General features: G+C 73.2%; 17 protein-coding genes. 16 read left to right on the forward strand and 1 reads right to left on the reverse strand.

Annotated features, from left to right (window positions below; genetic code table 11):
• The first annotated feature begins 17 nt into the window (after window positions 1-17).
• From AC1RSJ_RS02550 to AC1RSJ_RS02625, 16 genes are all read left to right on the forward strand, one after another.
• Window positions 18-1,511, forward strand: coding sequence for a M81 family metallopeptidase (locus tag AC1RSJ_RS02550; protein WP_493116754.1), 1,494 nt, complete (start codon window positions 18-20; stop codon window positions 1,509-1,511).
• A 23-nt stretch (window positions 1,512-1,534) separates the two neighbouring features.
• Window positions 1,535-3,013: a M81 family metallopeptidase gene (locus AC1RSJ_RS02555; RefSeq protein WP_493116755.1), complete on the forward strand. Its 1,479-nt coding sequence runs from the start codon at window positions 1,535-1,537 to the stop codon at window positions 3,011-3,013.
• Between the two features lie 33 nt (window positions 3,014-3,046).
• The gene (locus AC1RSJ_RS02560; RefSeq protein WP_493116756.1) at window positions 3,047-4,585 is read left to right on the forward strand and encodes a M81 family metallopeptidase; all 1,539 of its coding nucleotides are present in this window, start codon (window positions 3,047-3,049) and stop codon (window positions 4,583-4,585) included.
• A gap of 20 nt (window positions 4,586-4,605) precedes the next feature.
• Window positions 4,606-5,802, forward strand: a complete 1,197-nt coding sequence (locus AC1RSJ_RS02565) for an MFS transporter (RefSeq protein ID WP_493116757.1) — start codon at window positions 4,606-4,608, stop codon at window positions 5,800-5,802.
• 261 nt (window positions 5,803-6,063) lie between these two features.
• Window positions 6,064-7,326, forward strand: a complete 1,263-nt coding sequence (locus AC1RSJ_RS02570; RefSeq protein WP_493116758.1) for a multidrug effflux MFS transporter — start codon at window positions 6,064-6,066, stop codon at window positions 7,324-7,326.
• Window positions 7,327-7,335: 9 nt separating this feature from the next.
• Window positions 7,336-7,902 (forward strand): TetR/AcrR family transcriptional regulator, encoded by a 567-nt coding sequence (locus tag AC1RSJ_RS02575; RefSeq protein WP_493116759.1) that lies wholly within the window; start codon window positions 7,336-7,338, stop codon window positions 7,900-7,902.
• A 234-nt stretch (window positions 7,903-8,136) separates the two neighbouring features.
• Complete coding sequence (locus AC1RSJ_RS02580; RefSeq protein ID WP_493116760.1) at window positions 8,137-9,177, forward strand: ABC transporter permease; 1,041 nt, start codon at window positions 8,137-8,139, stop codon at window positions 9,175-9,177.
• Entirely contained in the window at window positions 9,174-11,000 is a 1,827-nt protein-coding gene (locus AC1RSJ_RS02585; protein ID WP_493116761.1) for a dipeptide/oligopeptide/nickel ABC transporter permease/ATP-binding protein, read from the forward strand. The genes AC1RSJ_RS02580 and AC1RSJ_RS02585 overlap by 4 nt, the downstream gene beginning before the upstream one ends.
• Entirely contained in the window at window positions 10,997-11,890 is an 894-nt protein-coding gene (locus AC1RSJ_RS02590; protein WP_493116762.1) for an ATP-binding cassette domain-containing protein, read from the forward strand. Before AC1RSJ_RS02585 ends, AC1RSJ_RS02590 begins: the two co-directional genes overlap by 4 nt.
• A gap of 50 nt (window positions 11,891-11,940) precedes the next feature.
• On the forward strand, window positions 11,941-13,545 hold the full coding sequence (locus AC1RSJ_RS02595; RefSeq protein WP_493116763.1) for an ABC transporter substrate-binding protein: 1,605 nt from the start codon (window positions 11,941-11,943) through the stop codon (window positions 13,543-13,545).
• A 120-nt stretch (window positions 13,546-13,665) separates the two neighbouring features.
• Window positions 13,666-15,057, forward strand: a complete 1,392-nt coding sequence (locus tag AC1RSJ_RS02600) for a M24 family metallopeptidase (protein WP_493116764.1) — start codon at window positions 13,666-13,668, stop codon at window positions 15,055-15,057.
• Window positions 15,058-15,095: 38 nt separating this feature from the next.
• Complete coding sequence (locus AC1RSJ_RS02605; protein ID WP_493116765.1) at window positions 15,096-16,643, forward strand: M81 family metallopeptidase; 1,548 nt, start codon at window positions 15,096-15,098, stop codon at window positions 16,641-16,643.
• A 3-nt stretch (window positions 16,644-16,646) separates the two neighbouring features.
• Window positions 16,647-18,146 carry a M81 family metallopeptidase gene (locus AC1RSJ_RS02610; RefSeq protein WP_493116766.1) on the forward strand — a complete coding sequence of 500 codons (1,500 nt, stop codon included), beginning with the start codon at window positions 16,647-16,649 and terminating at the stop codon, window positions 18,144-18,146.
• Window positions 18,146-19,651: a M81 family metallopeptidase gene (locus AC1RSJ_RS02615; RefSeq protein WP_493116767.1), complete on the forward strand. Its 1,506-nt coding sequence runs from the start codon at window positions 18,146-18,148 to the stop codon at window positions 19,649-19,651. The genes AC1RSJ_RS02610 and AC1RSJ_RS02615 overlap by 1 nt, the downstream gene beginning before the upstream one ends.
• Window positions 19,648-21,252, forward strand: coding sequence for a M81 family metallopeptidase (locus tag AC1RSJ_RS02620; RefSeq protein WP_493116768.1), 1,605 nt, complete (start codon window positions 19,648-19,650; stop codon window positions 21,250-21,252). The genes AC1RSJ_RS02615 and AC1RSJ_RS02620 overlap by 4 nt, the downstream gene beginning before the upstream one ends.
• A 5-nt stretch (window positions 21,253-21,257) precedes the next feature.
• Window positions 21,258-22,460 carry an MFS transporter gene (locus tag AC1RSJ_RS02625; RefSeq protein ID WP_493116769.1) on the forward strand — a complete coding sequence of 401 codons (1,203 nt, stop codon included), beginning with the start codon at window positions 21,258-21,260 and terminating at the stop codon, window positions 22,458-22,460.
• Between the two features lie 25 nt (window positions 22,461-22,485).
• Here AC1RSJ_RS02625 and AC1RSJ_RS02630 read toward each other — a convergent pair whose 3' ends face one another.
• Window positions 22,486-24,927 (reverse strand): alpha-L-rhamnosidase-related protein, encoded by a 2,442-nt coding sequence (locus AC1RSJ_RS02630; RefSeq protein WP_493116770.1) that lies wholly within the window; start codon window positions 24,925-24,927, stop codon window positions 22,486-22,488.
• Window positions 24,928-24,937: the final 10 nt, after the last annotated feature.

Raw genomic sequence — 24,937 nt, forward strand, 5'->3', positions numbered from 1 at the left:
TCACGAAGGACCGCTCCATGCGCATCGCCATCGCCGGCTTCGGCACCGAGTCGAGCACGTTCTCCCGCCACCGGATGCTGGCGGAGCACTTCAGCATCCACCGCGGCGACGAGCTGCTCGGCCTCTACGACCTCGCGTCGTGGATCCCGGACGGCGACGACATCGAGTGGCTGCCCGTGTTCCGCGCGCACGGCGGCGCGGGCGGTCCGCTCGATCCGGCCGCGTTCGAGGCGTTCCGCGACGAGATCGTCGACGGCCTCCGCGCGCTCGGCCCGGTCGACGGCGTCTACTTCGACCTCCACGGCGCCGCGCACGTCGCGGGCCGCGACCACGCCGAGGAGGAGCTGCTCCGCGGCGTCCGCGAGGCGGTCGGGCCGGCGGCGGTGATCTCCATGTCGATGGACACGCACGGCAACTTCAGCCGGGAGCTGGCGGAGCAGGTCGATCTCGCCGTCGCGTTCCGGCACGCGCCGCACATCGACGCCTGGCCGATCCGCGAGCGCGCCGTGCAGAAGCTGGTCGAGGTCGTCCGCTCGGGTCGGAAGCCGCTCAAGGCGTGGGTGCGCGTGCCGGTGCTGCTGCCGGGGGAGCGCACGTCGACACTGGTCGAACCGGCGAAGACGGCGTTCGGGGCGCTCGAGCCGATGCTCGAGCGCGACGGCATCGTCGACGTGTCGATGTGGGTCGGGTTCGCCTGGGCGGACGAGGACCGCAACGGCGGCGCCGTCATGGTCACCGGCTACGACGAGGCGGTCATCGCGGCGACCGCGGAGGAGCTGGCCCACCACTACTGGGATCCGCGGCACGGCTTCGTCGTGGTCAGCGACCACTCGGGCACCTGGGACGAGGCGCTCGACTTCGCGCTGACCCGCCCGGCCGCGCCGCTGTTCCTCAGCGACGCCGGCGACAACGTCACGGCGGGCTCGGCCGGCGACATCACGCTGGCGCTGACCGCGACGCTCGCGCGGGAGGACGTGCTCGCATCCGGGCTGCGCATCCTGTTCGCCGGGATGACCGACCCGGCGTCCGTCGCCGCGGCCGTCGAGGCCGGCGTCGGCGGCACGCTGTCCCGCGGCATCGGCGCGGTGGTCGACGACCGGTTCGGCGCGCCGGTCGTGCGCGACTGGACGGTGCTGCGGCTCATCGACGGGCTGTACGAGGGCGAGGGCGTCGTCGGCGCGCTGCTCGAGGCCGACGGCGTGCACGTCATGGTCCAGCAGGGCCGCTCGTACTTCGTCGACCCGGCCGTGATCGGCCCGATGACCGGCCGGCGGCTGCCCGGCCACGCCTGGATCCCGGTCGAGGGCTACGACGTCGTGGTCGTGAAGAACGGCTACCTGTTCCCCGACCAGCAGACGAAGGCCGGGTCGTGGTTCATGGCGCTGACGCCGGGCGGCACAGACGTGACCATCGAGCGGCTCGACTTCGAGCGGGTCTGGCGCCCGATCTACCCGCTCGACGACGACTTCGAGCCCGACCTGACGCCGGTGATCCTGCCGGCGATCGGCTGAGCGCCCGCAACCGGAGGAGCACCATGCGCATCGCGATCGGCGGCATCCACCTCGAGTCGAGCACCTTCACGCTGCAGACGACCGGGATGGACGACTTCGAGGTCCGCCGCGGCCGGGAGCTGCTCGACGCGTTCGAGGTGGCGGAGTGGCTCGGCGCGGAGCGCGCGGCGGCGATCGAGTGGGTCCCGACCGTGCACGCCATCCGCGGGGCCTCGGGCCCCATCGAGCGCGGCACCTGGGACGCGCTGCTCGAGGAGCTGTGCACGACGCTCGCGGCGGCCGGGCCGGTCGACGGCTTCTATCTCGCCTTCCACGGCGCCGCGAACGTCGAGGGCCTCGACGACGCCGAGGCGATCCTGGCCGGCCGCATCCGGGAGATCGTCGGCCCGGACGCGATCATCTCCGCCTCGATGGACCCGCACGGCAACCTCAGCCGTCCGCTGGCCGAGACGCTCGACCTCGCGGCCTGCCACCGGCACGCGCCGCACATCGACAACGTGCTGACGCGGCGGCGGGCGGTGCGCAACCTCGTCGACGTGCTGGAGCGCGGCATCCGCCCGGCGAAGGCCTGGGTGCGCATCCCGATGCTGCTGCCGGGGGAGCGCACCTCGACGGTCGTCGAGCCGGGGCGCAGCGTGTTCGGCGCGCTCGAGCCGGCGATCGAGCGCCACGGCGTGCTCGACGCGAATCTCTACATCGGCTTCGCCTGGGCCGACGAGCCGCGCAATCATGCCGCCGCGTTCGTCACCGCGGAGGACCCGGAGGCGGCGCTCGCCTGCGCCGCCGAGCTCGCCCGCTCGTACTGGGACGCCCGCGACGACTTCGACATCGTCGTGGAGCACTCGGGCACGTTCGCTGAGTCGCTCGAGCTGCTGGCCGCCGGCACCGCGACGCCCCTCGTCGTCAGCGACTCGGGCGACAACGTGACGGCGGGAGCCTCCGCCGACGTGACCTACTGCCTGCACGCGCTCGCCGAGCATCCGGAGGCCTGGGCCGGGCGCACGGCGCTCGTCGCGGGGCTCTACGACCCGGCCGCGCTCGCGGCCGCGATCGCCGCCGGCGAGGGCGCCGAGCTCGAGCTCGCGGTCGGCGCGCACACCGACGCCCGGTACGCGCCGCCGGTGACGCGCACCTGGACGGTGGCGCGGCTCATCCCCGCCGAGGACGGCGACGGCATCGCCGGTGCGCTGCTCGAGGACGGGCCGCTCGCCGTGAACGTGCAGGCCGCCCGCGTCGCGTTCGTGGCGCCCGGCGACCCGGCCATCGGCTCCGGCCTCGCCGCCGGACGGGCGTGGATCGACCCGAGCGGCTACGACCTCGTCGTCGTGAAGAACGGCTACCAGTTCCCGACCCAGGTCGCGGTGGCCGGCACCTCGTTCCTCGCCTTCACGCCGGGCGGCACCGACCTCGACGTCGACCGGCTGCCGATCCTCCGCTGGTCGCGGCCGATGTTCCCGCTCGACCGCGGCTTCGAGCCGGATCTCGCTCCCGTCCTGATCTGACCGCCCCCGCCCCATCCGAACGGACCCCGACCCATGCGCATCGCCATCGCCGGCATCTCCGGAGAGTGCTCCACCTTCTCGCTCGACGTCATGCGCGAGTCGATCTTCGAGGTGCTCCGCGGCGCCGACCTCCTCGAGCACTACGACTGGCCGGGACGCCTCGGGGCCCTCGTCGACGGGGTGGAGTGGGTGCCGGTCGCGCGCGCCGCGACGGGTGCGGGCGGTCCGGTCGATCCGGAGTTCTACGACCGCTTCGAGGCGGAGGTGATGTCCGGGCTCGCGGCCTGCGCCCCGTACGACGCGGTCTACCTCGACATGCACGGCGCGCTCGCCGTGCTCGGGCGCACCCGGCTCGAGGAGCGCTTCGTCGGGAAGGTGCGCGAGATCGTCGGGCCGGATGCCGTGCTCGCCATCTCGATGGACCCGCACGGCAACTTCAGCGAGGAGCTCGCCCGGCTCATCGACGTCGCCGCCTGCTACCGGCACGCGCCGCATATCGACCGGCTGCAGACGCGCGACCGCGCGGTGACGAGCCTGCTCGAGGTGCTGCGCTCCGGCGTCCGCCCGGCGAAGTCGTGGATGCGCGTGCCCGTGCTGCTGCCAGGCGAGCGCACCAGCACGCTGTTCGAGCCGGCGACGAGCATCTTCGGCGACCTGATCCCGTCGATCGAGCGCTTCGGCGTGCAGGACGTGAACCTGTGGTGCGGGTTCCCGTGGGCCGACGAGGACCGCAACGCGGCCGCCGCCTTCGCCACGGCGTCGACGCAGGAGGCCGCCGATGCCGCCGTCGCCCACATCGGCCGGCAGTACTGGGACGCCCGCGCCGACTTCGGCATCACCAGCCCGAACTGGGGCACCTGGGAGGAGGGGCTCGACTTCGTGCTCGCGGGCAGCCCGCGGCCGGTGTACCTCAGCGACGCAGGCGACAACGTGACGGCCGGCGGCTCGGGCGACACGACCTCCGCCCTCCACGCGACGCTCGCCCGCGACGACGTGCGCGAGGCGGGCGTCGAGTTCCTGTTCGCCGGGCTCGTCGACGCGCCGACGCTCGAGGCGGCGATCGCCGCAGGGGTCGGCGCCGTGCTCGAGCGCGGCATCGGCGCGGTCGTCGACGCGCGCACCGGCGGCCCGGTCGAGGGATCCTGGACGGTCGAGCGGCTCATCGACGGCGTCTACGGCGAGGGGATCGTCGGCGCCGTGCTGCGCGACGGCACCGTTTCCGTCAGCGTGCAGCGGTTCCGCCAGCGCTTCGTCGGCGGGCTCGACGACGCCACCCCGGCCTTCGCCATGATCGGCCTCGCCTTCGTCGACATCGCGCCCTACGACGTGGTCGTCGTGAAGAACGGCTACCTGTTCCCGAACCAGCGGGCCATGGCCGGCAGCGAGTTCCTCGCCACCACGCCGGGCGGCACCGATCTCGACTTCGACCGGCTCGAGTTCACCCGGCTGTGGCGGCCCACCTTCCCGATGGACCGCGACTTCGAGGCCGAGCTCGTGCCGCTCGCGCTGCCGGTCGCGCCCCTCCCGCCGCTGCTCTCGGACCGCGGCCCGTCCTCCGAGCGCGGCGCCTGATGCGGCGTGATACCGGGCGGATGACGGTCGCCCTCGCCGTCGGCACGACGATCGCGGGCAGCATCCCGGTCTTCCTCCTCGGCGCGCTGTTCGTGCAGCTGCGCGGGGAGGTCGCCGCGCCCGCCTGGGCGCTCGGCGCCGCCGTCGCCGCCTACTGGGCGGCCGCCGCGCTCGTGTCGATGGCCTCCGGCCGCGTGATCGGCCGGATCGGCAGCCGCACCGCGACGATCCTCTCGATCTCGATCGCCGTGATCAGCGTCGCCGGCAGCGCGCTGCTCGTGCCCGCGTGGGGGTGGCTGCTGGTCTGGGGCGCCGTCGGCGGCGCCGGCAACGGCCTCGGGCATCCGGCCTCGAACCACCTCATGGCCGTGCGCGTGAACCCGGGGCGGATGGCGACCGCGCTCGGCATCAAGCAGGGCGCGGTGCCCTTCGCGGCGCTGCTCGCCGGACTCAGCGTGCCGGCCATCGCGCTCTGGCTCGGCTGGCGGTGGGGCTTCGGGGTCGCGGCCCTGCTCTGCGTTGCGCTGCTCGTCGCCTTCCTCCGCTTCGGTCCGCACCGGGTCGCTAAGCGCGACCGCAAGCCGCATGTGCCGATCACCGGCTCCCTCGCCCGGTACCTGCTGTTCGTCGCCTCCGTCACGACGCTCGGCGCGGGCGCGGCCGGCGCGTCCTCGTCGTACGCCGTCACCGCCGGCATCGACCGCGGCATCGACGACGGCTGGGCGGGCATCCTGCTCAGCGCGGGCAGCCTCCTCGGCGCCTGCTTCCGCATCGGCGCCGGACGCCTCGCCGACCGCACCGGCGGACGCATCGCCCTCCCGCTCGCCACCGTGCTGCTCGGCGTCGGGGCGATCGGCACGGTGCTCATGTCGGTCGGCTCGCCCGTCGCCTACGCGATCGGCGTGCTGCTCGCCCTCGGACCCGGCTGGGGCTGGACCGGCCTCACCCACTTCGTCGTCACCCGCGTCGCCGGACCGGCCACCCCGAGCGCGACCGGCATCGTGCAGACCGGCTCGTACCTCGGCAGCGGGGGCGGGCCCCTGCTGTTCGGGCTCGCGTACGCGAACTCGCACGCGCCGACCGACTGGCTCGTCGTCGCGGGCGTGCAGGTGGTCGCGACCGTGATCGCCATCCTGCTGAGCCGTCGTCGTCCGCCCGCCGTCCCGGGTGCCCCGGCGCCGGCCGCGACGGCGGTCGCCTCGGCCCCCGCGACCTGAGCTTCGGCGCCGCCCCTCGGATGCATTCCGTCCGGGCATCCGTGGCGGATGCGGCGCGCGAGCCTCAGGGGACGCATCCGCACCAGCCTCCCGGACGGACTGCATCGGGGTCGGACTGCATCGGGGTCGGACTGCATCGGGTCGGACCGCATTCGGATGGACTGCGTCCGGCTGGAGCGCATCCGGCTGGACATGAAACTGAATGACGTTTAGTATCTAAAACCTACCGTTGTTCAGTTCAGGGGAAGCGAGGCGAGCGCCGTGACCGCGCAGCGCGTCCAGCCCGGCCGGCTCGTCCAGATCAACTTCGCCCTGCTGGCGTCGCTGACCATGATCACGTCGCTCACGCCGTACACGACCGACTCGTTCCTGCCGGGGTTCCCGAGCGCCGCGCGCGAGCTCGGCACCTCGGCCAGCACGATGCAGCTGACGCTGACGGCCTTCCTCATCGGCGTCGCCGCCGGGCAGCTGTTCTTCGGCCCGCTCTCCGACCGCGTCGGCCGCCGTGGGCCCCTGCTCGTCGGCACGGCGGTGTGCGCCGCGGCGGCGATCGCGGCCGCGCTCGCGCCGACCGCGGGGGTGCTCATCCTCGCCCGGCTCGTGCAGGGGCTCGCCGCGTCGGCGGGCATGGCGATCGCGAAGGCGATCATCCGCGACCGGACCGCGGGGGCCGACACCACGTCCGTGCTCGCCGTCACGACCGTCGCGAGCGGCGCGCTGAACCTGCTCGCGCCGTTCGTCGGAGGCCAGCTCACCGCCGCGTTCGGATGGCGCGGGCCGCTCTGGTTCATCGCCGCCGACGCGATGCTGCTCCTGATCGTCATCGCGGTCGCCGTGCCCGAGACCCACCCGCTCGAGCTGCGCGACACCGGGCCGAACCGCTTCCTCGGGCTGCCCGCCGTGATCGGCCACCTCCGCAACCGCTCGTTCCTGGTCTACGTCGTGATCCAGGCCGGGTCGTACGGCACGCTCATGGCCTACGTCGCCTCGTCGCCGTTCGTCTACCAGAACGTGCTCGGGTTCTCGGCGGCGGAGTACGGGCTGCTCTTCACGGTCAACGCCGCGTGCGCGGTCGCGGTCAACTTCGTCACGAACCGCTGGCTGCGCCGGTTCGGCTCGAAGCGGCTCGTGATGTGGGGGCTCGGGCTCTCGATGGTCGGCACGGCCCTGACGGCGGCGGCCTGGGGGCTCTCGCTGCCCGCCGGCGTGATCGCCGCGTGCATCACCGCCTCGATGGCCCCGCTCGGCCTCAACGGGCCGAACCTCATCGGGCTCGCGCTGAACCAGGTGACGCGCTCGACCGGATCCGCGTCGGCGACGATCGGCTTCGTGCAGTTCTGCACCGGCTCGATCGTGTCGCCCGTCGTCGGGCTGTTCGGCGCGCACACGCTCGCACCCCAGCTCGTCGCGATGGTCGTGCTCGCGGGATCGGCGATGACGTTCCTGCTGCTCTCGAACCGCAGCGAGCGGCAGATCCGCCGGGCCGAGGAGCTCGCGGCGGGGCCGTCTGCGGCCGCGGGCTAGCATCCCGGTATGGCCAACCCCGGTGTCGTCGCGAAGGGCGAGGCCCGTCGCGAGGAGATCGTGCAGGCGGCCCTGGAGGTCTTCTCGACCTCGGGCTACCGGGGCACGTCGCTCCGCGAGGTGGCCGAGCGCACCGGCCTGACGCAGGCCGGGCTGCTGCACCACTTCGGCTCGCGCGAGAACCTGCTCGCCGAGGTGCTGCGCCGCCGCGAGGAGCTCGGCCGGGCGGACAACCCGGAGGCCGGCACCGCCCGCGGGCTCGCGGGCGCGCTGCGCCGCAACCTGTCGACCCCGGGTCTGATCGAGCTGCACAGCGTGCTCGTGACGCAGGCGGGCGATCCGGCGCATCCGGCCCACGAGTTCTTCACCGAGCGCTACGCGCGGATGCGCGCCCGCATCGCCGACGACCTGCGCCGGCGGCAGGAGGCGGGCGAGCTCGACGAGCGGGCCGATCCCGAGGTGCTCGCCACCGCCTTCATCGCGCTGGCCGACGGGCTGCAGGTGCAGTGGATGCTCGATCCGGAGCTCGACATGGCCGCGCACCTCGAGCACGTGCTCTCGCTGCTCGAGCGCTGATCGACCCGCTCCCTCCGAGCCCGCGACCTGCCGACCCTCGATCACGGTCCGATAACGACGCAATCGTGTCCACAGCGTTGCGCAACACTTTCGTGTCGGATTCTGCGCGTCCTACCCCCGCGGTAACCCTGCAAACGTAGGAAACTTAACACCAGTTGGTTTCGACGGACGCTCGATCCCTGCAATTACAGGGCTCTCGGGCGGTCGCAGACTTAACGCTCCGGAAACAAAACGGTGCACTCGGACGAAACACGCGCTACCTTGAATGAACGCAACGTAGCGCAACAGCATCGGGACTCCGGTTCCGGGCTGTCCGACCAGATAGGCATCCCATTGGTCCGACTGATCCTGTCCCGGGTGGCATTCGCCATTCCCGTGCTGTTCATCATGACGTTCCTGACGTTCTTCCTCGCCTCGCTCATCCCGGGCAGCGCGGCCATCGTGATCCTGGGTCAGGACGCGACGCCGGAGAAGATCGCGGCGCTCGACGCCCAGCTCGGCCTCGACAAGCCGATCCTCGTGCAGTACGCGAACTGGATCGGCGGCGCCATCAAGGGCGACCTCGGCACGTCGATCTACAGCGGCGAGCCGGTGACGAAGATCATCGGCCAGCGCTTCCTGCCGACGCTCTCCATCGGCCTCCTCGCGACGCTGGTCGCCGCGGTGGTCGGCATCTCGATCGGCGTGCTCGCGGCCATCAAGGGCGGCCCGCTGAGCCGGGCGCTCGACGTCGTCGCGATGCTCGGCCTGGCCCTCCCGAACTTCTGGGTGGCGCTGCTGCTCATCGTGGTCGTCTCCGGCAAGCTGCATCTGCTGCCCTCGATCGGCTACACGCCGCTCACGGAGGATCCCGGCGACTGGCTGCGGCACATGATCCTGCCGGTCGGCTCGCTCGGCCTGGCCGGCACGGCTCTCGTGGCGAAGCAGGCGCGCAACGCCTACTCCGACGCCCTGAGCCGCGACTTCATGCGGTTCCTGCAGGCGAACGGCATCCCGCGCCGCTCGCTCGTCTTCCGGCACGGGATGCGGCACGCCTCGGTCACGATCGCGGCCGCCGTCTCCGTGAACTTCATCAACCTCTTCGGGGCCACCGCGGCACTCGAGCAGATCTTCGCGATCCCGGGCCTCGGCTCCGCGGTCGCGAGCGGCACCCTGACCCACGACCTGTCGATCGTGCAGGGCTCGGTGCTCGTCTACACGCTCGTGATCGTCGTCGTGACCCTCCTCACCGACGTGCTCTACGTCTTCCTCAACCCGAAGGTGGCAGCCCGATGACCGCGACCGCTCCGACCGCGTCCGCCTCCGTGGCCGTGACGGCGTCGACGACCACGACCGCGCGCTTCCGTCGCGCCCGCCTCGGCCGCCGGATCACCGGCGGGATCGCCGCGATCTGGCTGCTCGCCGTGCTCGTCGGCGTGATCTTCGCGAAGTGGCTCGCGCCGTACGGCCCGACCGAGCAGAACCTGCTCAACTCGCTCCAGGGTCCGAGCGCCGCGCACCTGCTCGGCACCGACTCCCTCGGCCGCGACGTGCTCTCCCGCCTCATGTACGGCGGCGCGCCGACCCTCGCCGGGGTCGGCACCGCGATCGTGATCTACCTCGTGCTCGGCGTCGTCGTCGGCCTCGTGGCCGGCTACGCGGGCGGGCTCACCGACCGGGTCGTCATCGCCCTGACGAGCATCGTGATCGCGCTGCCCGGCCTGGTGCTGCTGTTCGTGGTGCTGTCGGTCTACCGCAACAACACGGTGATCGCGATGGCCGTCTACGGCGTGCACGCGGCGCCGTCGCTGATCCTGCTGGTCCGCTCCACCGCGATGTCGGTGCGCAACGAGCTGTTCGTCGATGCGGCGAAGGTCAGCGGCCTCTCGCCGGCGTACATCATCTTCCAGCACGTGCTGCCCCGGGCCCGCGGCCTGATCATCGTGCAGCTCGGCATCTTCGCCGCCACCTCGATCGTCGTGGAGAGCACGCTGAGCTACCTCGGCTTCGGCGTGCAGCCGCCGCAGCCCAGCTGGGGCAACATGGTCAACGAGGCGGCGCTGCGCATCTCGCAGAACCCGTTCATGCTCTACCCGACCGGCCTCGTCATCGCGCTCACCGCGCTCTCGATCGGCGTGCTCGGCGACCTCGCCCGCGACCGCCTCGCGTCCGGCTGGTCGGCCTCGAAGCTCACCGCCGGCGTCAAGTCGACCGGCGACCCGATCCGGCGCACGATGCCGGAGGGCACGCTGCTCTCCGTCGAGGGCCTCGACGTCGGCTACCACGCGCCGGGCGGCATCGTGCCGATCGTCAAGGAGGTCGGCTTCTCGATCGGCCGCGGCGAGGTCGTCGGCCTGGTCGGCGAGTCCGGCTCCGGCAAGACGACGGTCGCATTCGGCATCCTCGGCGTCGTCGGCGAGGGCGTCGCCGTGACCGGCGGCCGGGTGCTGTTCGACGGCGTCGACCTCTCCGCCCTCGACGACCACCGCCTCGCGGCCTACCGAGGCAAGCGGATCGCGTACGTCGCCCAGGAGCCGATGGTCGCGCTCGACCCGAACTTCAAGGTCGGCCGTCAGCTGCTGGAGGCGATCCGCGTGAACGACGGCGGGCTGACCGGACCGGCCGCCCGCACCCGGATGCTCGAGCTGCTCACCCAGGTCGAGCTGCCCGACCCCGCCGGCGCGGCCGGGAAGTACCCGCACGAGCTCTCCGGCGGCATGGCGCAGCGCGTCTCCATCGCCTTCGCTCTGGCCGGCCGCCCCGAGCTGCTCGTCGCCGACGAGCCGACCACCGCGCTCGACGTCACCGTGCAGGCCGGCATCCTCGGCCTGCTGCTCCGGCTCCGCGAGGAGACCGGCATGTCGATGATGATCATCACCCACGACTGGGGCGTGATCGCCGACGTCTGCGACCGGGTCGTGGTGATGTACCGCGGCGAGATCGTCGAGCAGAACGAGGCGGAGGAGATCTTCCACCGTCCGGCCCACCCGTACACCCGCGCGCTGCTGGAGTCGAACCCCCACGGTGCGACTCCCGGTGAGGACCTGCCGGTCATCACCGGCACGTTCCTCACCCCGTCGCAGGAGCGCGAACTCGCCACGAGCGGAGCAGCATCATGACCGAGCCCCTGCTGAAGATCGAGGACCTCGCGGTCACGTACGGCCGCGGCCGCAAGGCGTTCACCGCCGTGACCGGCATCGACTACGAGATCCAGGCCGGCCGCACGCTCGGCGTGGTCGGCGAGTCCGGCTCCGGCAAGTCCACCGTCGGCCGCGCCATCCTCGGGCTCGCCCGCGCCACGCAGGGCCGGATCTGCTTCGACGGCGAGGACATCACCAAGATCGGACGACGTGCCCGCCAGCGCATCAGCTCCGACCTCCAGGTCGTCTTCCAGGACCCGCGCAGCTCACTCAACGAGGCGAAGAAGGTCGGCGAGATCCTCACCGAGCCGCTGGTGGCGAACCGCACCATGTCGCGGGCGAAGGCCCGCGACCGCGCCGTCGAGCTGCTCGACAAGGTCGGCCTCGGCGCCCAGGCGCTGACGCGCTTCCCCGGCAGCTTCTCCGGCGGACAGCGCCAGCGCATCGCCATCGCCCGCGCGCTCATGTCGAGCCCGCGCCTCGTCGTCTGCGACGAGCCGGTGTCGGCGCTCGACCTGTCGGTGCAGGCGCAGATCGTCAACCTCTTCCGCTCGCTGCAGCGGGAGACCGGCGTCGCCTACCTCTTCATCGCGCACGACCTCACCGTCGTGCGCCTCCTCAGCGACGACATCGCGGTCATGAGCCGCGGACGCGTCGTCGAATACGGCACCGCCGAGCAGGTGTACGAGCACCCGAGGGAGCTCTACACGAAGCGTCTGCTCGCGGCCGAGCCGTACCCGGACCCCGCCACCCAGCGTCAGCGACGCCGAGCGTGGGACGCCCTCGCGGCCGAATACCGCGAGGACGCTCCCATCGCAGGAAGGGAGACGGCGCCGGACGACCTGACCGTCCCGGCAACGGCGCTCTAGCGCCGCGCACCACACCGCTCACACCACCTCTCACGATGGAGAACCCCATTATGCACAGCACCCCCCTTCGCCGGGCCGTGCGCATCCGTGTGCTCGGCGTCGTCGCGGCGGTCGCCGCCACGACGGTCGCGCTCGCGGGCTGCGCCGGCGCCGCCACGGACGACAAGACCGTCGCGGCCGGCGACCCGACCGAGACGCTCACCGTCGCCGTCCCGTCCGCCCCGGTCAGCCTCGACCCGGCTCTGCAGAACGTCGACCCGGCGAACAACCAGTTCATCGGCATCCCCTACGACACCCTCATCCGCCTCGACAAGGACGGCGAGTACCAGCCGGACCTCGCCACGAAGTGGTCGTACAACGACAAGAGCACCGAGTTCACCCTCACGCTGCGCAAGGGCGTGAAGTTCTCCGACGGCACCAAGATGACGGCGGACTCGGTCGCGAAGTCGATCGAGTACATGATCGCCAGCGGCGTCAACGGCGGCACCTGGCTCGGCAAGGACACCACCGCCGAGGCCACCGACGACTCCACCGTCGTCGTCTCGCTCTCGAAGCCGAACAGCACGCTGCCCTACCTGCTGAGCCAGCGCACGCACCTCGGCGCGGTCATCAACCCGAAGGGCCTCGCCGACCCGACCGCGCTGAAGAGCGCGTCGTACGGCGCCGGCCAGTACGTGCTCGACACGGCCAAGACGGTCGCGAACGACACCTACGTCTACACGCCGAACAAGTACTACTGGGACAAGTCCAAGATCAAGTGGGCCGAGATCCACATCAAGGTCGCGGGCAGCGCGGCGGCGGCCCTCCAGGCCGTGCAGAACGGCGACGCGGACATCCAGCTCCGCGCCGACGTGCCCTCCGCCATCACGGCCGAGTCGTCGGGCCTCGAGGTGCACTACTCGCAGGCCGGCCTCTACGGCGTCGGCTACCTCGACCGCGACGGCGAGATCTCCAAGCCGATCGGCAACGCGAAGGTCCGCGAGGCCCTGAGCTACGCCATCGACCGCAAGAGCATCACCCAGGCGGTCTGGAACAAGTTCGGCAAGTCCGGCAACAACCTCACCATCGAGGGCTTCCCCGGCTTCTCCAAGGACGTGTCGAACTCCGACGCGTACGACGTGAAGAAGGCCAAGAAGCTGCTCGCGGAGGCCGGCTACCCGGATGGCTTCAGCTTCGACATGCAGACGACGAACATCGGCGGCGCCGACGTGCCGGCGCAGGCGATCGTCGAGAACTGGAAGGCCATCGGCGTCACGGCGAACCTCACCGTGTACAGCGACACCACGCAGCTGATCAACGACACCCTCGCGAAGAAGTACGCCGTCGGCGTCTACTACTACGGCGCCCAGCAGCAGTACCTGCAGGCGAAGTCGTTCTTCAACGGCGGTGCGAACCAGTACAACCCGTTCGACAGCCAGGACTCGAAGATCCTCGGTCTGCTCGACGACGCGGCCGCCGAGCCCGACGCCGACAAGCAGAACGACCTCTACGAGCAGGTCATGCAGCGGGCCATCGTCGATGAGACCTGGTTCAGCAACGTGGCGTACACGCCCACCACCACCATCGCCCGCACGGGCCTGACCGGGCTCGAGTTCGGAGCGCTCCTCGCGGCGCCGGACATCGCCTGGCAGGTGGCCCCCGGCGCCAAGTCCTAGCGGACCGGCTCGCCGACTCAGGAGGGGCCGCGTGCGCGGCGCGCGGCCCCTCCGCACCACCTCCGTCGTCCCGGGCTCCAGCCCCGAGGCACCGGCGCCGTCGCGCCAGAAAGAAGCATCATGAGCACCGTCACCAGCTGGGGCGTCGAACTCGCCGAGATCGAGCTGCCCTCCATCGAGCTTCCCCGGGACGTCCCGCAGATCCCGGCCGAGACCTACCGCGCCCGCGTCGACGCCCTGTATGCGGCGATGGAGCGGCGCGGCCTCGACGCCGCCGTGGTGTACGGCGACCGCGAGCACTTCGCCAACACGGCCTTCCTCACCGGGTTCGACCCGCGCTACGAGGAATCGCTGATGGTGTTCGTGCCGGGGCGGACGCCCCGCATGCTCGTCGGCAACGAGAGCGTCGCATACGCGGGCATCACGCCGTACCCGGTGGAGATCATCCGGCAGTCGAAGTTCAGCCTCACCGGCCAGCCGGACCCGGACGACATCACCCTCGCCTCGCAGCTGCGCGACGCCGGCCTCGACCGCGCGAAGCGCATCGGGGTCGTCGGCTGGAAGTCGTTCCGCGGCACCGGCACCGAGAACTGGATCGAGGTGCCGCACTTCATCGTGCAGGAGCTCGCCGCGCTCGGCGCCGAGCTCGTCGGCGCCTCGGACATCTTCGTGGCCGACCAGGACGGGCTGCGCATCATCAACGACGTCGACCAGATCGCGTACTTCGAGTTCGCCGCGTCGCACACGTCGGAGGCGGTGCTCCGCGTCATCCGCGGCATCCGCCCCGGCATGACCGAGCTGGAGGCCTCGGCGCTGATGGCGCCGATCATGCTCCCCTTCAACTACCACCCGACGATGCTCGGCGGGCAGCTGCACACCTCGTGGGGCGTCGCCAGCCCCGGCGGGCGCGTGCTCGAGGTCGGCGACCCGGTCAGCACCGGGCTCGGGCTCTGGGGCAGCAACACCGCCCGCAGCGGCTTCCTCACCGCCTCGGCCGATCAGCTGCCCGGCGACGTCTCCGACTACGTCGAGCGCCTCGTCGCGCCGTACTTCGCGACCGCGGCCGCCTGGTACGAGACGATGCGGATCGGCCTCACCGCGGGCGAGCTGTACGAGGTCACCGCGAGCCGGATCGGGGAGCCGTTCTACGGCGTGTTCCTCAACCCGGGTCACTTCATCCACCTCGACGAGTGGCCGTCGTCGCCCGTGCGCCGCGACTCGGAGACCGTGTTCCAGTCGGGCAACGCGATCCAGATCGACATCATCCCGGGCACCGGCACGCAGTACCACACGTCGCAGATCGAGGACGGGATCGCCCTGGCCGACGCGGACCTCCGCGCCGCGCTGCAGGCGAAGTACCCGGCGACGTGGGGCCGCATCCAGCAGCGCCGCGCGCAGCTCGCCGACGTGTTCGGCATCACCCTGCACGAGGAGGTGCTGCCGCTCTCGAACACGGCCGGCTACCTCCCGCCGCACTGGCTCGCGCCCGAGCTGGCGATGCGCCGGGCCTGAGTCCGCACGACCCACGGGACGGACGCGCAGGCCGCAGCATGAGGATCGCCATCGCCGGCATCAGCTCCGAGTCGAGCATGTTCTCGCTCGCCAGGACGGGTGCCGACCGGTTCCAGGTGCTGCGCGGGGAGGAGCTCCTCGCGCAGTACCGGTTCCCGGAGCGGCTCGGCGACGAGCTGCTCCGCGGCGTCGAGTGGGTGCCGGTGATGCGGGCCGCCGGGCAGTCCGGCGGTCCGATCGATCCGGGCTTCTACGACGAGTCGGTCGCCGAGATCCTCGCGGGTCTGGAGGCCGGACTCGCGGGCGGCGCGTACGACGGCGTCTACCTGGACATGCACGGCGCGATGCACGTCGACGGCCGTGAGGATGCGGAGGAGGGCTTCGTCCGCCGCGTCCGGGAGATCGCGGGCGAGGATGCCGTGCTCGCCATGTCGATGGACCCGCACGGCAACCTGTCGCGCGAGCTGGCGTCGCTCGTCGACCTCGCGGCCGCCCACCGCCACTCGCCGCACATCGACGCCGCGGCGACCGTGGAGCGCACCGTGACGCACCTCATCGGGGCGATCCGCTCCGGACGCCGCCCGCGGAGGGCCTGGGTGCGCGTGCCGGTGCTGCTGCCGGGCGAGCGCACCGGCACCTTCGTCGAGCCGGGTCGCACCATCTTCGGCCTGCTCGAGCCGGTGGCCGCCCGGGACGGCGTGCTCGACGCGAACCTCTGGGTCGGCTACGCCTGGGCCGACGAGCCGCGCAACGCGGCCGCCGTGCTCGTCACCGGCGACGACGCCGCCGCGATCACGGCGACCGCCGAGGAGCTCGCCTCGGCGTACTGGGCGGCGCGCGAGCGCTTCGTCATCACGGCGGAGGCGCACGGCCCGATCGACGCCGCGATCGACCACCTGCTCGCGGGGGCCGCGCGTCCGCTGTTCATCAGCGATGCCGGCGACAACTCGACCGGCGGGGCGGACGGCGACGCGACCGTCGCGCTGCACGCCCTGCTCGCCCGCGACGACCTCGGCACGACCCGGGTGCTCGTCGCCGGCCTGTACGACCCGGACTCCGTCGACCGCGCCGCCGCGGCGGGGGAGGGCGGCGTGCTCGACGAGGGCGTCGGCGCCTGGATCAGCGCGCCGCTCGCGCCGCCGGCGCCGGGGCCGTGGCGGGTCGTCCGGCTGCTCGACGGGCTCGTCCTCGTCGACGGCGCCGAGACGACCGGGCTGGTCGCCGCGCTGCTGCGCCGCGAGACGCCCGGCGGCGGGGCGATCGACGTGACCGTGCAGCGGCGACGCGCCGTGTTCACCACGCCCGACGACAGCGCCTACTTCCCGCGGCGCATTCCGGGCCAGGCGTGGCTCGACCCGTCGGCCTACGACGCGGTGGTCGTGAAGAACGGCTACCTCTTCCCCGGCCAGGTGGCCGCCGCCGGCTCCGAGTTCATGGCCCTGACCCCGGGCGGCACCGACATGGACTTCTCGCGGCTGCCGTTCGCGCGCGCCGGACGCCCGATCTTCCCCCTCGACACCGACTTCGACCCCGACCTCCGCGCCCGGCTGCTGCCGTCGCGGTCGTCCATCCCCTTGGAGGCATGAGCCATGCGCATCGCGATCGCGGGCATCCACAACGAGGCATCGACCTTCTCGATGCACCGCGCCGACCGCGGCTTCTTCGAGCTCACGCGCGGCGCCGAGCTCGTCGAGCACTACCGCTTCGCCGAGCGGCTCGGCGCGGACGCGATCCGCGACGTCGAGTGGGTGCCGATCCTCCGCGCGACGTCCGGGGCGTCCGGGCCGGTGCTGCCGGAGGCCTACGACGCGTTCGAGTCGGAGATCCTGGCCGGGCTCGCCGCGGCGGTCGCCGAGGCGCCGCTCGACGGCGTCTACCTCGACGACCACGGCGCGGTCGCCGTGGAGGGACGCGACGGCGCCGAGGAGCGCTTCGTCGGCCGCGTCCGCTCGATCGTCGGGCCGGACGTGCTCATCTCCGCATCGATGGACACGCACGGCAACCTGTCGCGGGAGCTCGCGTCGTACCACGACCTCGTCGCCGTGCACCGGCACGCGCCGCACATCGACCTGCTCGAGACCCGCGACCGCGCCGTGCGGAACCTCATCGACGTGATCCGCCACGGCGGCCGCCCGGTTCGGGCGCACGTGCGCATCCCGGTGCTCTACCCGGGGGAGCGGACCTCGACCGCGGTCGAGCCGGGTCGCACCGTCTTCGCCGGGCTGGAGCCCGCGATCGAGCGGCACGGCGTCATCGACGCGGGCCTCACTGTCGGCTTCGCCTGGGCCGACGAGCCGCGCTGCGCGGCCGGCCTCGTCGTGACCGGCTGGGACGAGGACGCGGTCGTCGCGTGCGCCGCGGAGATCGCGCAGTCGTACTGGGACGCCCGCGCCGACTTCGCGATCGTCAGCGACCACGGCAGCTGGGACGAGGGGCTCGACCTCGCCCTCGCCGGCGCCGCCCGGCCGGTGCTGCTCAGCGACTCCGGCGACAACGTGACCGCGGGCGGCTCGGGCGACCTGACCGTCGCACTCGAGGCCACCCTCCGGCGCGACGACGTCGCCGGCCTCCGGATCCTGTTCACCGGGCTCACCGACGCCGACGCGCTCGACGCCGCCGTCGCTGCCGGGCCGGGCGCGACCATCGAGCGGGCGCTGGGCGCCGCCGTGGACTCCCGGTACGCCGGCCCGGTCGCCGGCGCCTGGGAGGTCGTGCGGACGATCGACGGCGTCGCGGCGGGCGAGGGGGTCACGGGCGCGCTGCTGCGCGGCCCGATCGGCGCGCCCGTCGTCGTCGACGTGATCGTGCAGCGCGAGCGCACCGCCTTCGTGGCGCCGGACGACCCCGGCTTCCCGCCCGGCGTCATCCGCGATCTCGCCTTCCTCGACCCGTCCGGCTACGACGTGGTCGTCGTGAAGAACGGCTACCTGTTCCCGAGCCAGGTCGCGATGGCCGGCACCGGCTTCATGACGCTGACCCCGGGCGGCACCGACCTCGACATGGACCGGCTCGACTTCGGCCGCGTCGAGCGGCCGGTCTACCCGCTCGACCGGGACTTCGAGGCCGACCTCGCGCCGGTGGTGCTCTGATGCGGATCGCCATCGCCGGCCTCCACAACGAGGCCTCCGGCTTCTCGCTGCACCGCGCCGACGCCGCGTTCTTCCGGATGCTCCGCGGCGACGAGCTGCTCGGCAGCTACGACCCCGTGACCCGGCTCGCCGCCGAGGGCGTCGAGTTCGTGCCGGTGCTGGTCGCGATGGGCGGCGCGTCCGGACCGGTGCTGCCGGACGTGTACGACGCGATCGAGGAGGAGGTGGCGGCGGGACTCGTGGCCGCGCTCGCCGCCGGCCCGCTCGACGGGGTCTACCTCCACATGCACGGCGCCGTCGGCGTCGAGGGCCGCGAGGGCGCCGAGGAGGCGTTCGTGGGCCGGGTGCGCGCCGTCGTCGGCGACGGACCCGTCATCGGGATGTCGATGGATCCGCACGGCAACCTCTCGCGCGAGCTCGCGGCGCTCGTCGACCTCGCGAGCGTGCACCGCCATTCGCCGCACATCGACAACAAGCTCACCCCGGGCCGCGTGCTCGACGGCATCGTCGAGTCGATCCGCCGCGGGGTCCGCCCGCACCGCGCCTGGGTGCGCGTGCCGGTGCTGCTGCCGGGGGAGCGCACCTCGACCGTCGTCGAGCCGGGCGGATCGGTGTTCGCACGGGTGGACGCGGAGCTGGCGTCCGCATCCGACGTCGTCGACGCCGGCCTCTGGGTCGGCTTCGCGTGGGCGGACGAGCCGCGCAACGCGGCCGCCGCGCTCGTCACCGGCTGGGACGCCGACGAGGCGGCTGCGATCGCCCAGCGGCTCGCTCGCGCCTACTGGGACGCCCGCGAGGACTTCGCGATCGTCTCCGACCACGCCGGCAGCTGGGCCCAGGCCCTCGACTTCGTGCTGAGCGACGACGCCGTCGCGCCCGTCTTCGTCAGCGACTCCGGCGACAACGTGACCGCCGGCTCGACGGGCGACATCACCTTCGCCCTCGCCGCGACGCTGGCGGACGAGCGGATCGCCGCCGGAATCCGGATGCTCGTCGCCGGCCTCCACGACCCGGAGGCGGTCGCCGCGGCCGTCGCCGCGGGACCCGGCGGCGCGATCGACCGCGCGATCGGCGCGATCGTCGACACCCGGTACGCCGGCCCGGTCGCGGGGCCGTGGTCGGTGCTCGAGATCATCGAGGGTCAGCAGGGCGAGGGCGTCGTCGGCGCGCTGCTCGCCTCCGTCGCGGTGCCCGGCGTGCACGTGACCGTGCAGACCACGCGGCAGCGCTTCGTCGGCGCGGGCGACCCCTCCGCGTCGCACAACGGGGCGCCGTTCGCCGCGATCATCCCGGTCGAGGGCTACGACGCCGTGATCGTGAAGAACGGCTACCTGTTCCCGACTCAGGTCGACCAGGCCGGCAGCGCGTTCATGGCCCTGACCCCGGGCGGGACCGACCTCGACTTCGACCGGCTGCTCTTCACCCGTCGCGCGGCGCCGCTGTTCCCGTGGGAGCGCGACTTCGAGCCCGACCTCACCGCCGAGCTGCTGCCGGTGCGACCGTGAGCGCGCCGGACGCCTCGGGCGCGCCGGACGCCTCGGGCGCGCCGCGTCGACCGCGCATCGCCGTCGCCGGCATCTCCCACGAGTCGAGCATCTTCTCCGAGCACCGCACCGGCGAGGCCGACATGACCGTGCTCCGCGGCGACGCGCTCTGGGCCGCGCTCGACCTCCGCGCGAAGCTCGGCGAGCTCGGCGGCCTCGTCGACGAGGCCGAGTGGATCCCGATCGTCCGCGCCACCGGCACGCCCGGCGGCCCGGTGGACCCCGTCTTCTTCGACGCCATCACGGCCGAGACGGTCGCCAGGCTGCGCGACGCCGGCCCGCTCGACGGCGTCTGGCTGTTCCTCCACGGCGCGATCACGGTCGACGGCCGCGAGGACGCCGAGGAGTCCTACGTGCGGGCGGTGCGCGAGGTCGCCGGCGACGGCGTCGTGATCTCCGCGTCGATGGACACCCACGGCAACCTGTCCGCGGAGCTCGCCGGGCTGCTCGACCTGGCCTGCGCGCACCGGCACGCGCCGCACATCGACACGGCCGAGACGCACGCGCGCGCCGTGCGGAACCTGCTCGAGGTGCTCCGCCGCGGCGTCCGCCCGGCGAAGGCGCACGTGCGCATCCCGGTGCTGCTGCCGGGCGAGCGGACGTCCACCGTCGTCGAGCCCGGCCGCACCGTCTTCGGCGGGCTGCTGCCGGCGATCGAGCGGCACGACGTGCTCGACGCGAACCTCTGGGTCGGCTTCGCGTGGGCCGACGAGCCGCGCTGCGCGGCTGCCGTGCTCGTGACCGGCTGGGATGAGGGAGCCGTCACTGCCTGCGCCGCCGAGATCGCGACGGCGTACTGGGACGCGCGCCGCGAGTTCGTCATCGTCGCGGACCACTCGGGGTCCTGGTCCGAGGCGCTCGACTTCGCGCTCGGCTCGCCCGCCGGAGGCGCGCGTCCCGACGCGCCGCTCTACGTCTCCGACTCCGGCGACAACGTCAGCGCCGGGTCGACCGGCGACCTGACCGTCGCGCTCGCCGAGACGCTCGATCGCGCCGACGTGCTCGCCGCCGGACTCCGGATGCTGTTCACGGGTCTCGTCGATCCGGTCGCCGTCGCGGCGTCCCGGGCCGCGGGCGCGGGCGCCGAGCTCGACGCCGGCATCGGCGCGCATGCCGACGCCCGCTACGCCGGACCGGTGCGCCGGCGCTGGCGGGTCGTCCGCCTCCTCGAGGGGCTGTCGGGGGAGGGCGTCGTCGGCGCGCTGCTGGCGGCGCCGGACCACGCACCGAGCGCCTCCACGATCCACGTCATCGTGCAGACGACGCGGCAGTACTTCCTGCGGCCCGACGACCCGGCCTTCGTCACGCAGCGGATGCCCGGCATCGCGTGGGTCGACCCGCAGGACTACGACGTCGTGGTCGTGAAGAACGGCTACCTGTTCCCGGGTCAGGCGGCCGAGGCCGCGAGCTGGTTCATGGCGATCACGCCCGGCGGCACCGACCTCGATCACGACCGGCTCGCGTTCTCGCGGGTGGAGCGGCCGATCTTCCCGCTCGACGCGGACCTCGACCTCGACCCGGCCGTCGACCTCGCGCCGGTGCTGCTGCCCGCGCGGGACTGACCGCCGTGCTCGCCCCGCGCGACCGGCCCGGCCGCGTCACCGTCGTCTTCGCCGTCACCGCGACCGTCGTGGTGAGCCTGCCGGTGTTCCTGCTCGGCGCACTCGTGATCGGCATCCGCGACGACCTGCAGCTGCCGGACTGGGGGCTCGGCTCGCTCGTCGGGCTGTTCTGGATCTCGGCCGCGCTCGCGTCCACGCGGGCCGGGGAGCTGGCCGACCGCTTCGGCCCGCGCACGCTCACCGCGCTGTCGATGGGCGCGGCGGGCGCGGCGCTCCTGCTGCTCGCCGTCGCGACGCCGTCGTGGTGGTGGTTCGCGCCCTGGACGGTGCTCGGCGGGCTCGCGAACGGCGTGCAGCATCCCGCGACGAACGCGCAGATCAGCACGCGCGTGCGCGCGGGCCGCCGCGGGCTGGCCTTCGGCCTCAAGCAGGCGGCCGTGCCGTGCTCGACGCTGCTCGCCGGGCTCGCCATCCCGCTCGTCGTGCTCACGCTCGGCTGGCGATGGGGGTTCGGCTTCGCCGCGCTCGCGGCGGCGCTCGGCATGACGGCGTACCTCGTCGAGGTGCGCGACGTGCGCTCGCTCACGCCGGGCCGGCGTGATGCGCCGCCGCTGCCCGCCGACCAGCGCCGGATGTTCCGCATCCTCGCGGTCGTCGCCTTCGCGGGTGGCGCGATGGTCACCGGCAGCACCGCGTTCCTCGTCAGCGCCGCGACGCTGCGCGGGGTGGACGCGGTCGGCGCCGGGCTGCTGCTCAGCGGCACGAGCATCGTCGGCATCCTCACCCGCATCGTGCTCGGCGTCGTGGTCGACCGGATGCGCGACGGCGGCCTCGTGCTCTCGTCGTCGATGGTGCTCGTCGGCGGCGTCGGCGCGGGCCTCATCGCGCTGCCGGCGCTCGGCGCGGGCGAGGCCGTCGGCGCGTTCCTCGCCGGGGCGGTGCTGGCCTCCGGGTTCTCCGGTGCCTGGGCAGGGCTCATGCACTACTTCGTGGCGCGCACGGCGGGCCCCTCGACGCTGCGGGCGACCGCGCTGACGCAGACCGGGTCGTACATCGGCTGCGCCGCGGGCCCGGTGCTCGCCGGCGTGCTCTCGCCGATCGATCCGCTCAGCGCACCGTGGACGCTGCTCGCGGCGATCGGGCTCGTCGGCGGCGTCGTCGGGCTCGCGGTCGAGCGCGGACGCCGCGCGGCGCGTCCGCTCGCCTGAGCCCTCAGCCCTCAGCCCGCAGCCCTCAGCCCCGCGAGACCGCCATGCCCTCGGGCGCCTGCACGCTCACGTCCGCACCCTCGGCGCTCACGGCGAGCGGACCGAGTGGAGTGGGGATCGTCACGGCGAGCCGCCCGATGCCGCCCAGCGCCGGCACGACCTCGACCGCGGCCATCCCCGGCGCCGTCGGGCGCACCCCGAGCACGGTCGCGACGAGATGGAACAGCGGATGCGCGCCCCAGGCATGGCAGTCGCTGCGCGTCGGCTCGGGCTGCTCCACGATCGTGCGGAGGCCGGATCCGACCTGCTCGGCCCAGAGGTCGAGCCGCTCGACGATCACGTCGGTGCGGCCGATCCGCCCGAGCGCCTCGAACAGGTAGTGGCTGAAGTAGACGGTCGTCGCGATCACCTCGCCGTCGCCGTCCGCCGGCGCGAGCACCCGCTCGAGCGCCTCGACGCCGTGATCGGCGCCCGCGAGCAGGGCGAGGCTCTGCGCGTGCTCGCTGTAGGTGGCGCGCCCCGGCTGGTCGGCGTAGAGCCCGCGCCCCGCATCCCAGAAGGTCTCGGCGCCCGCGAGCGCCCGGCCGCGGAGCGACTCGTGCGCCCCGGCCAGTTCCGGCTCGCCCGCCCAGCGCTCGAGCTCCGCGGCGAGCCCCGCGACGAGTCCGAGCTGCAGGTTGCCGACCGCGGACGGTCCCCACTGGCCTTCGACCGGCGCCCCGGCGTGGAAGCCCTGTGCCCAGTCGACGAAGGTCCAGCCGGGCAGCGGCGTCAGCACCCCGCGCTCGTCCAGCCCGCCGCGGAACGCGTCGAGCACCGACCGCACGCCGGGCAGCAGCCGTCGCACGAAGTCGAGGTCGCCGCGCCAGGCGGCGAAGTCGTGCACCATCGCGACCCACCACAGCGAGAACGGCGGGATCAGCTGCCGGATCGCCGACGGCGTCCGCGACTTCGTGAGCCCGGTGGTGTCCCGGCTGCGGTCGAAGGCGAGCAGGGTCTGCCGGGCGAGCGCGTCGTCGCCGGTCGTCACGTACGCCACCAGCAGCTGGAGGCGCGAGTCGCCGGCGTACTGCAGCTGCTCGTAGTAGGGGCAGTCCATCGTCGTCTCGTGCGAGCACATCTGCAGCGTGCGGAAGGCCAGCCGCTCGATGCCGGCGAGGCGCGCGTCGTCGGACTCGAGGTCCCAGCGCAGCTCGTAGGGGTAGCGGCTCTCCAGGAACGCGAGGCTCCGCAGCGTCAGCGCCGTGTCGTCGGTCTCGACGGTCACCTCGACGTAGCGCCCGGCCTGCCACCACAGCGGCGAGGAGGTCTCGACGCCGCCGCCCGCGATGAACAGATCGCCGACCGGGATCTCCGCCTGCGCCGCGTCGGCGACGGGACGGAACAGCCGGCCCTCGATCGCGTCGCGGTCGCCCTTCCCGCCGTCGGCGTCGAGGAGTGCCTCCTGCCACGAGATCCGCACGCGGGCGCCGCGGCCTCCCTCCAGCGTCAGCACGGGATACGCGCACACGTACTGGTCGAGGTCGACGAGCACGCGGCGCCGCGTGCGCGGCGGGATCGTGAGCGCGGAGCCGCCCTGTACCGGACCGCCCTGTGCCGACCCGTCGACAGCCGACCCGTCGAGCAGCGCCTGCCAGCCCGCCCGCTCGTCGGCCAGATCGTCCGCCGCGAGCACCGGAGTGCCCGCCGTCGGCTCACCCGACCAGTCGGCGACCAGGCGCACGACCGCGCCGGCGTGCAGCGACTCGGACTGCGCCGGAAGGATCGCGGGGATCAGCTGGTGGCCGGGCCGGAGGTCGTTGGCGAAGCGGGCGCCGCGCGCCCGCTCGCCCTGCTCGGCGGCCACCCAGTCCAGGCGGTCCTCGCCGCGCTCCCATCCCCACGGATAGCTGCGGCCGTCGATCACCGTCTTGCGGCCGGTGCCCCAGGCGGCACCGTTGGGCAGCGTGGCGTGACCGGGCAGCGCGGCCGCCTCCCAGGCGGCGACGCCGGTGTCGAGCCCCGGGCGGCTGTCGGAGGCGAGCAGGAACCCGTGGCCCGCGCTGAGCTGCGCGAACGGCGCGCCCTCGCCGAGCGACCAGACGCGGGCGGCCAGCAGATGGCGGCCGGCGGTCAGCCGCAGCTCGTAGGTCGCGAAGCTCCAGTGGTCGGGATCGCTCCGGTCCGGCCCGCGGCCGATCAGCTCGCCGTCGAGGTGCAGCTCGTAGCGCTCGTCGGCGGAGACGTGGATGCGCACCGTCTCGTCGGCGGCGGCGTCGACGGCGAGGCGGTAGCCGACCACGAGGATCGCGTCCGCGCGCTGCGCCTCGCCGTGGATGCCGCGGCCGCGCGGGTCGTCGACGCGCGGCTCGTCGGCACCGGGCAGGCGCACCCAGTGCGCCGGCCAGTGCCCGCGGGAGTGCCACTCACCGCCCGGGGCGAGGAACGGGTCGGAGTCGATGGTGATGCGGGTCGCCGTCGATGCCACTCGGACAGCC

This window comes from Schumannella sp. GW821-FHT10F01, from assembly GCF_058809295.1.

Bases quoted from the DNA above. Each gene is read 5' to 3' on its own strand.
- AC1RSJ_RS02560 (WP_493116756.1), top strand. From the start codon at position 3,047: ATGCGCATCGCCATCGCCGGCATCTCCGGAGAGTGCTCCACCTTCTCG.
- AC1RSJ_RS02595 (WP_493116763.1), top strand. From the start codon at position 11,941: ATGCACAGCACCCCCCTTCGCCGGGCCGTGCGCATCCGTGTGCTCGGC.
- AC1RSJ_RS02555 (WP_493116755.1), top strand. From the start codon at position 1,535: ATGCGCATCGCGATCGGCGGCATCCACCTCGAGTCGAGCACCTTCACG.
- AC1RSJ_RS02590 (WP_493116762.1), top strand. From the start codon at position 10,997: ATGACCGAGCCCCTGCTGAAGATCGAGGACCTCGCGGTCACGTACGGC.
- AC1RSJ_RS02615 (WP_493116767.1), top strand. From the start codon at position 18,146: ATGCGGATCGCCATCGCCGGCCTCCACAACGAGGCCTCCGGCTTCTCG.
- AC1RSJ_RS02585 (WP_493116761.1), top strand. From the start codon at position 9,174: ATGACCGCGACCGCTCCGACCGCGTCCGCCTCCGTGGCCGTGACGGCG.
- AC1RSJ_RS02610 (WP_493116766.1), top strand. From the start codon at position 16,647: ATGCGCATCGCGATCGCGGGCATCCACAACGAGGCATCGACCTTCTCG.
- AC1RSJ_RS02550 (WP_493116754.1), top strand. From the start codon at position 18: ATGCGCATCGCCATCGCCGGCTTCGGCACCGAGTCGAGCACGTTCTCC.
- AC1RSJ_RS02600 (WP_493116764.1), top strand. From the start codon at position 13,666: ATGAGCACCGTCACCAGCTGGGGCGTCGAACTCGCCGAGATCGAGCTG.
- AC1RSJ_RS02565 (WP_493116757.1), top strand. From the start codon at position 4,606: ATGACGGTCGCCCTCGCCGTCGGCACGACGATCGCGGGCAGCATCCCG.
- AC1RSJ_RS02575 (WP_493116759.1), top strand. From the start codon at position 7,336: ATGGCCAACCCCGGTGTCGTCGCGAAGGGCGAGGCCCGTCGCGAGGAG.
- AC1RSJ_RS02605 (WP_493116765.1), top strand. From the start codon at position 15,096: ATGAGGATCGCCATCGCCGGCATCAGCTCCGAGTCGAGCATGTTCTCG.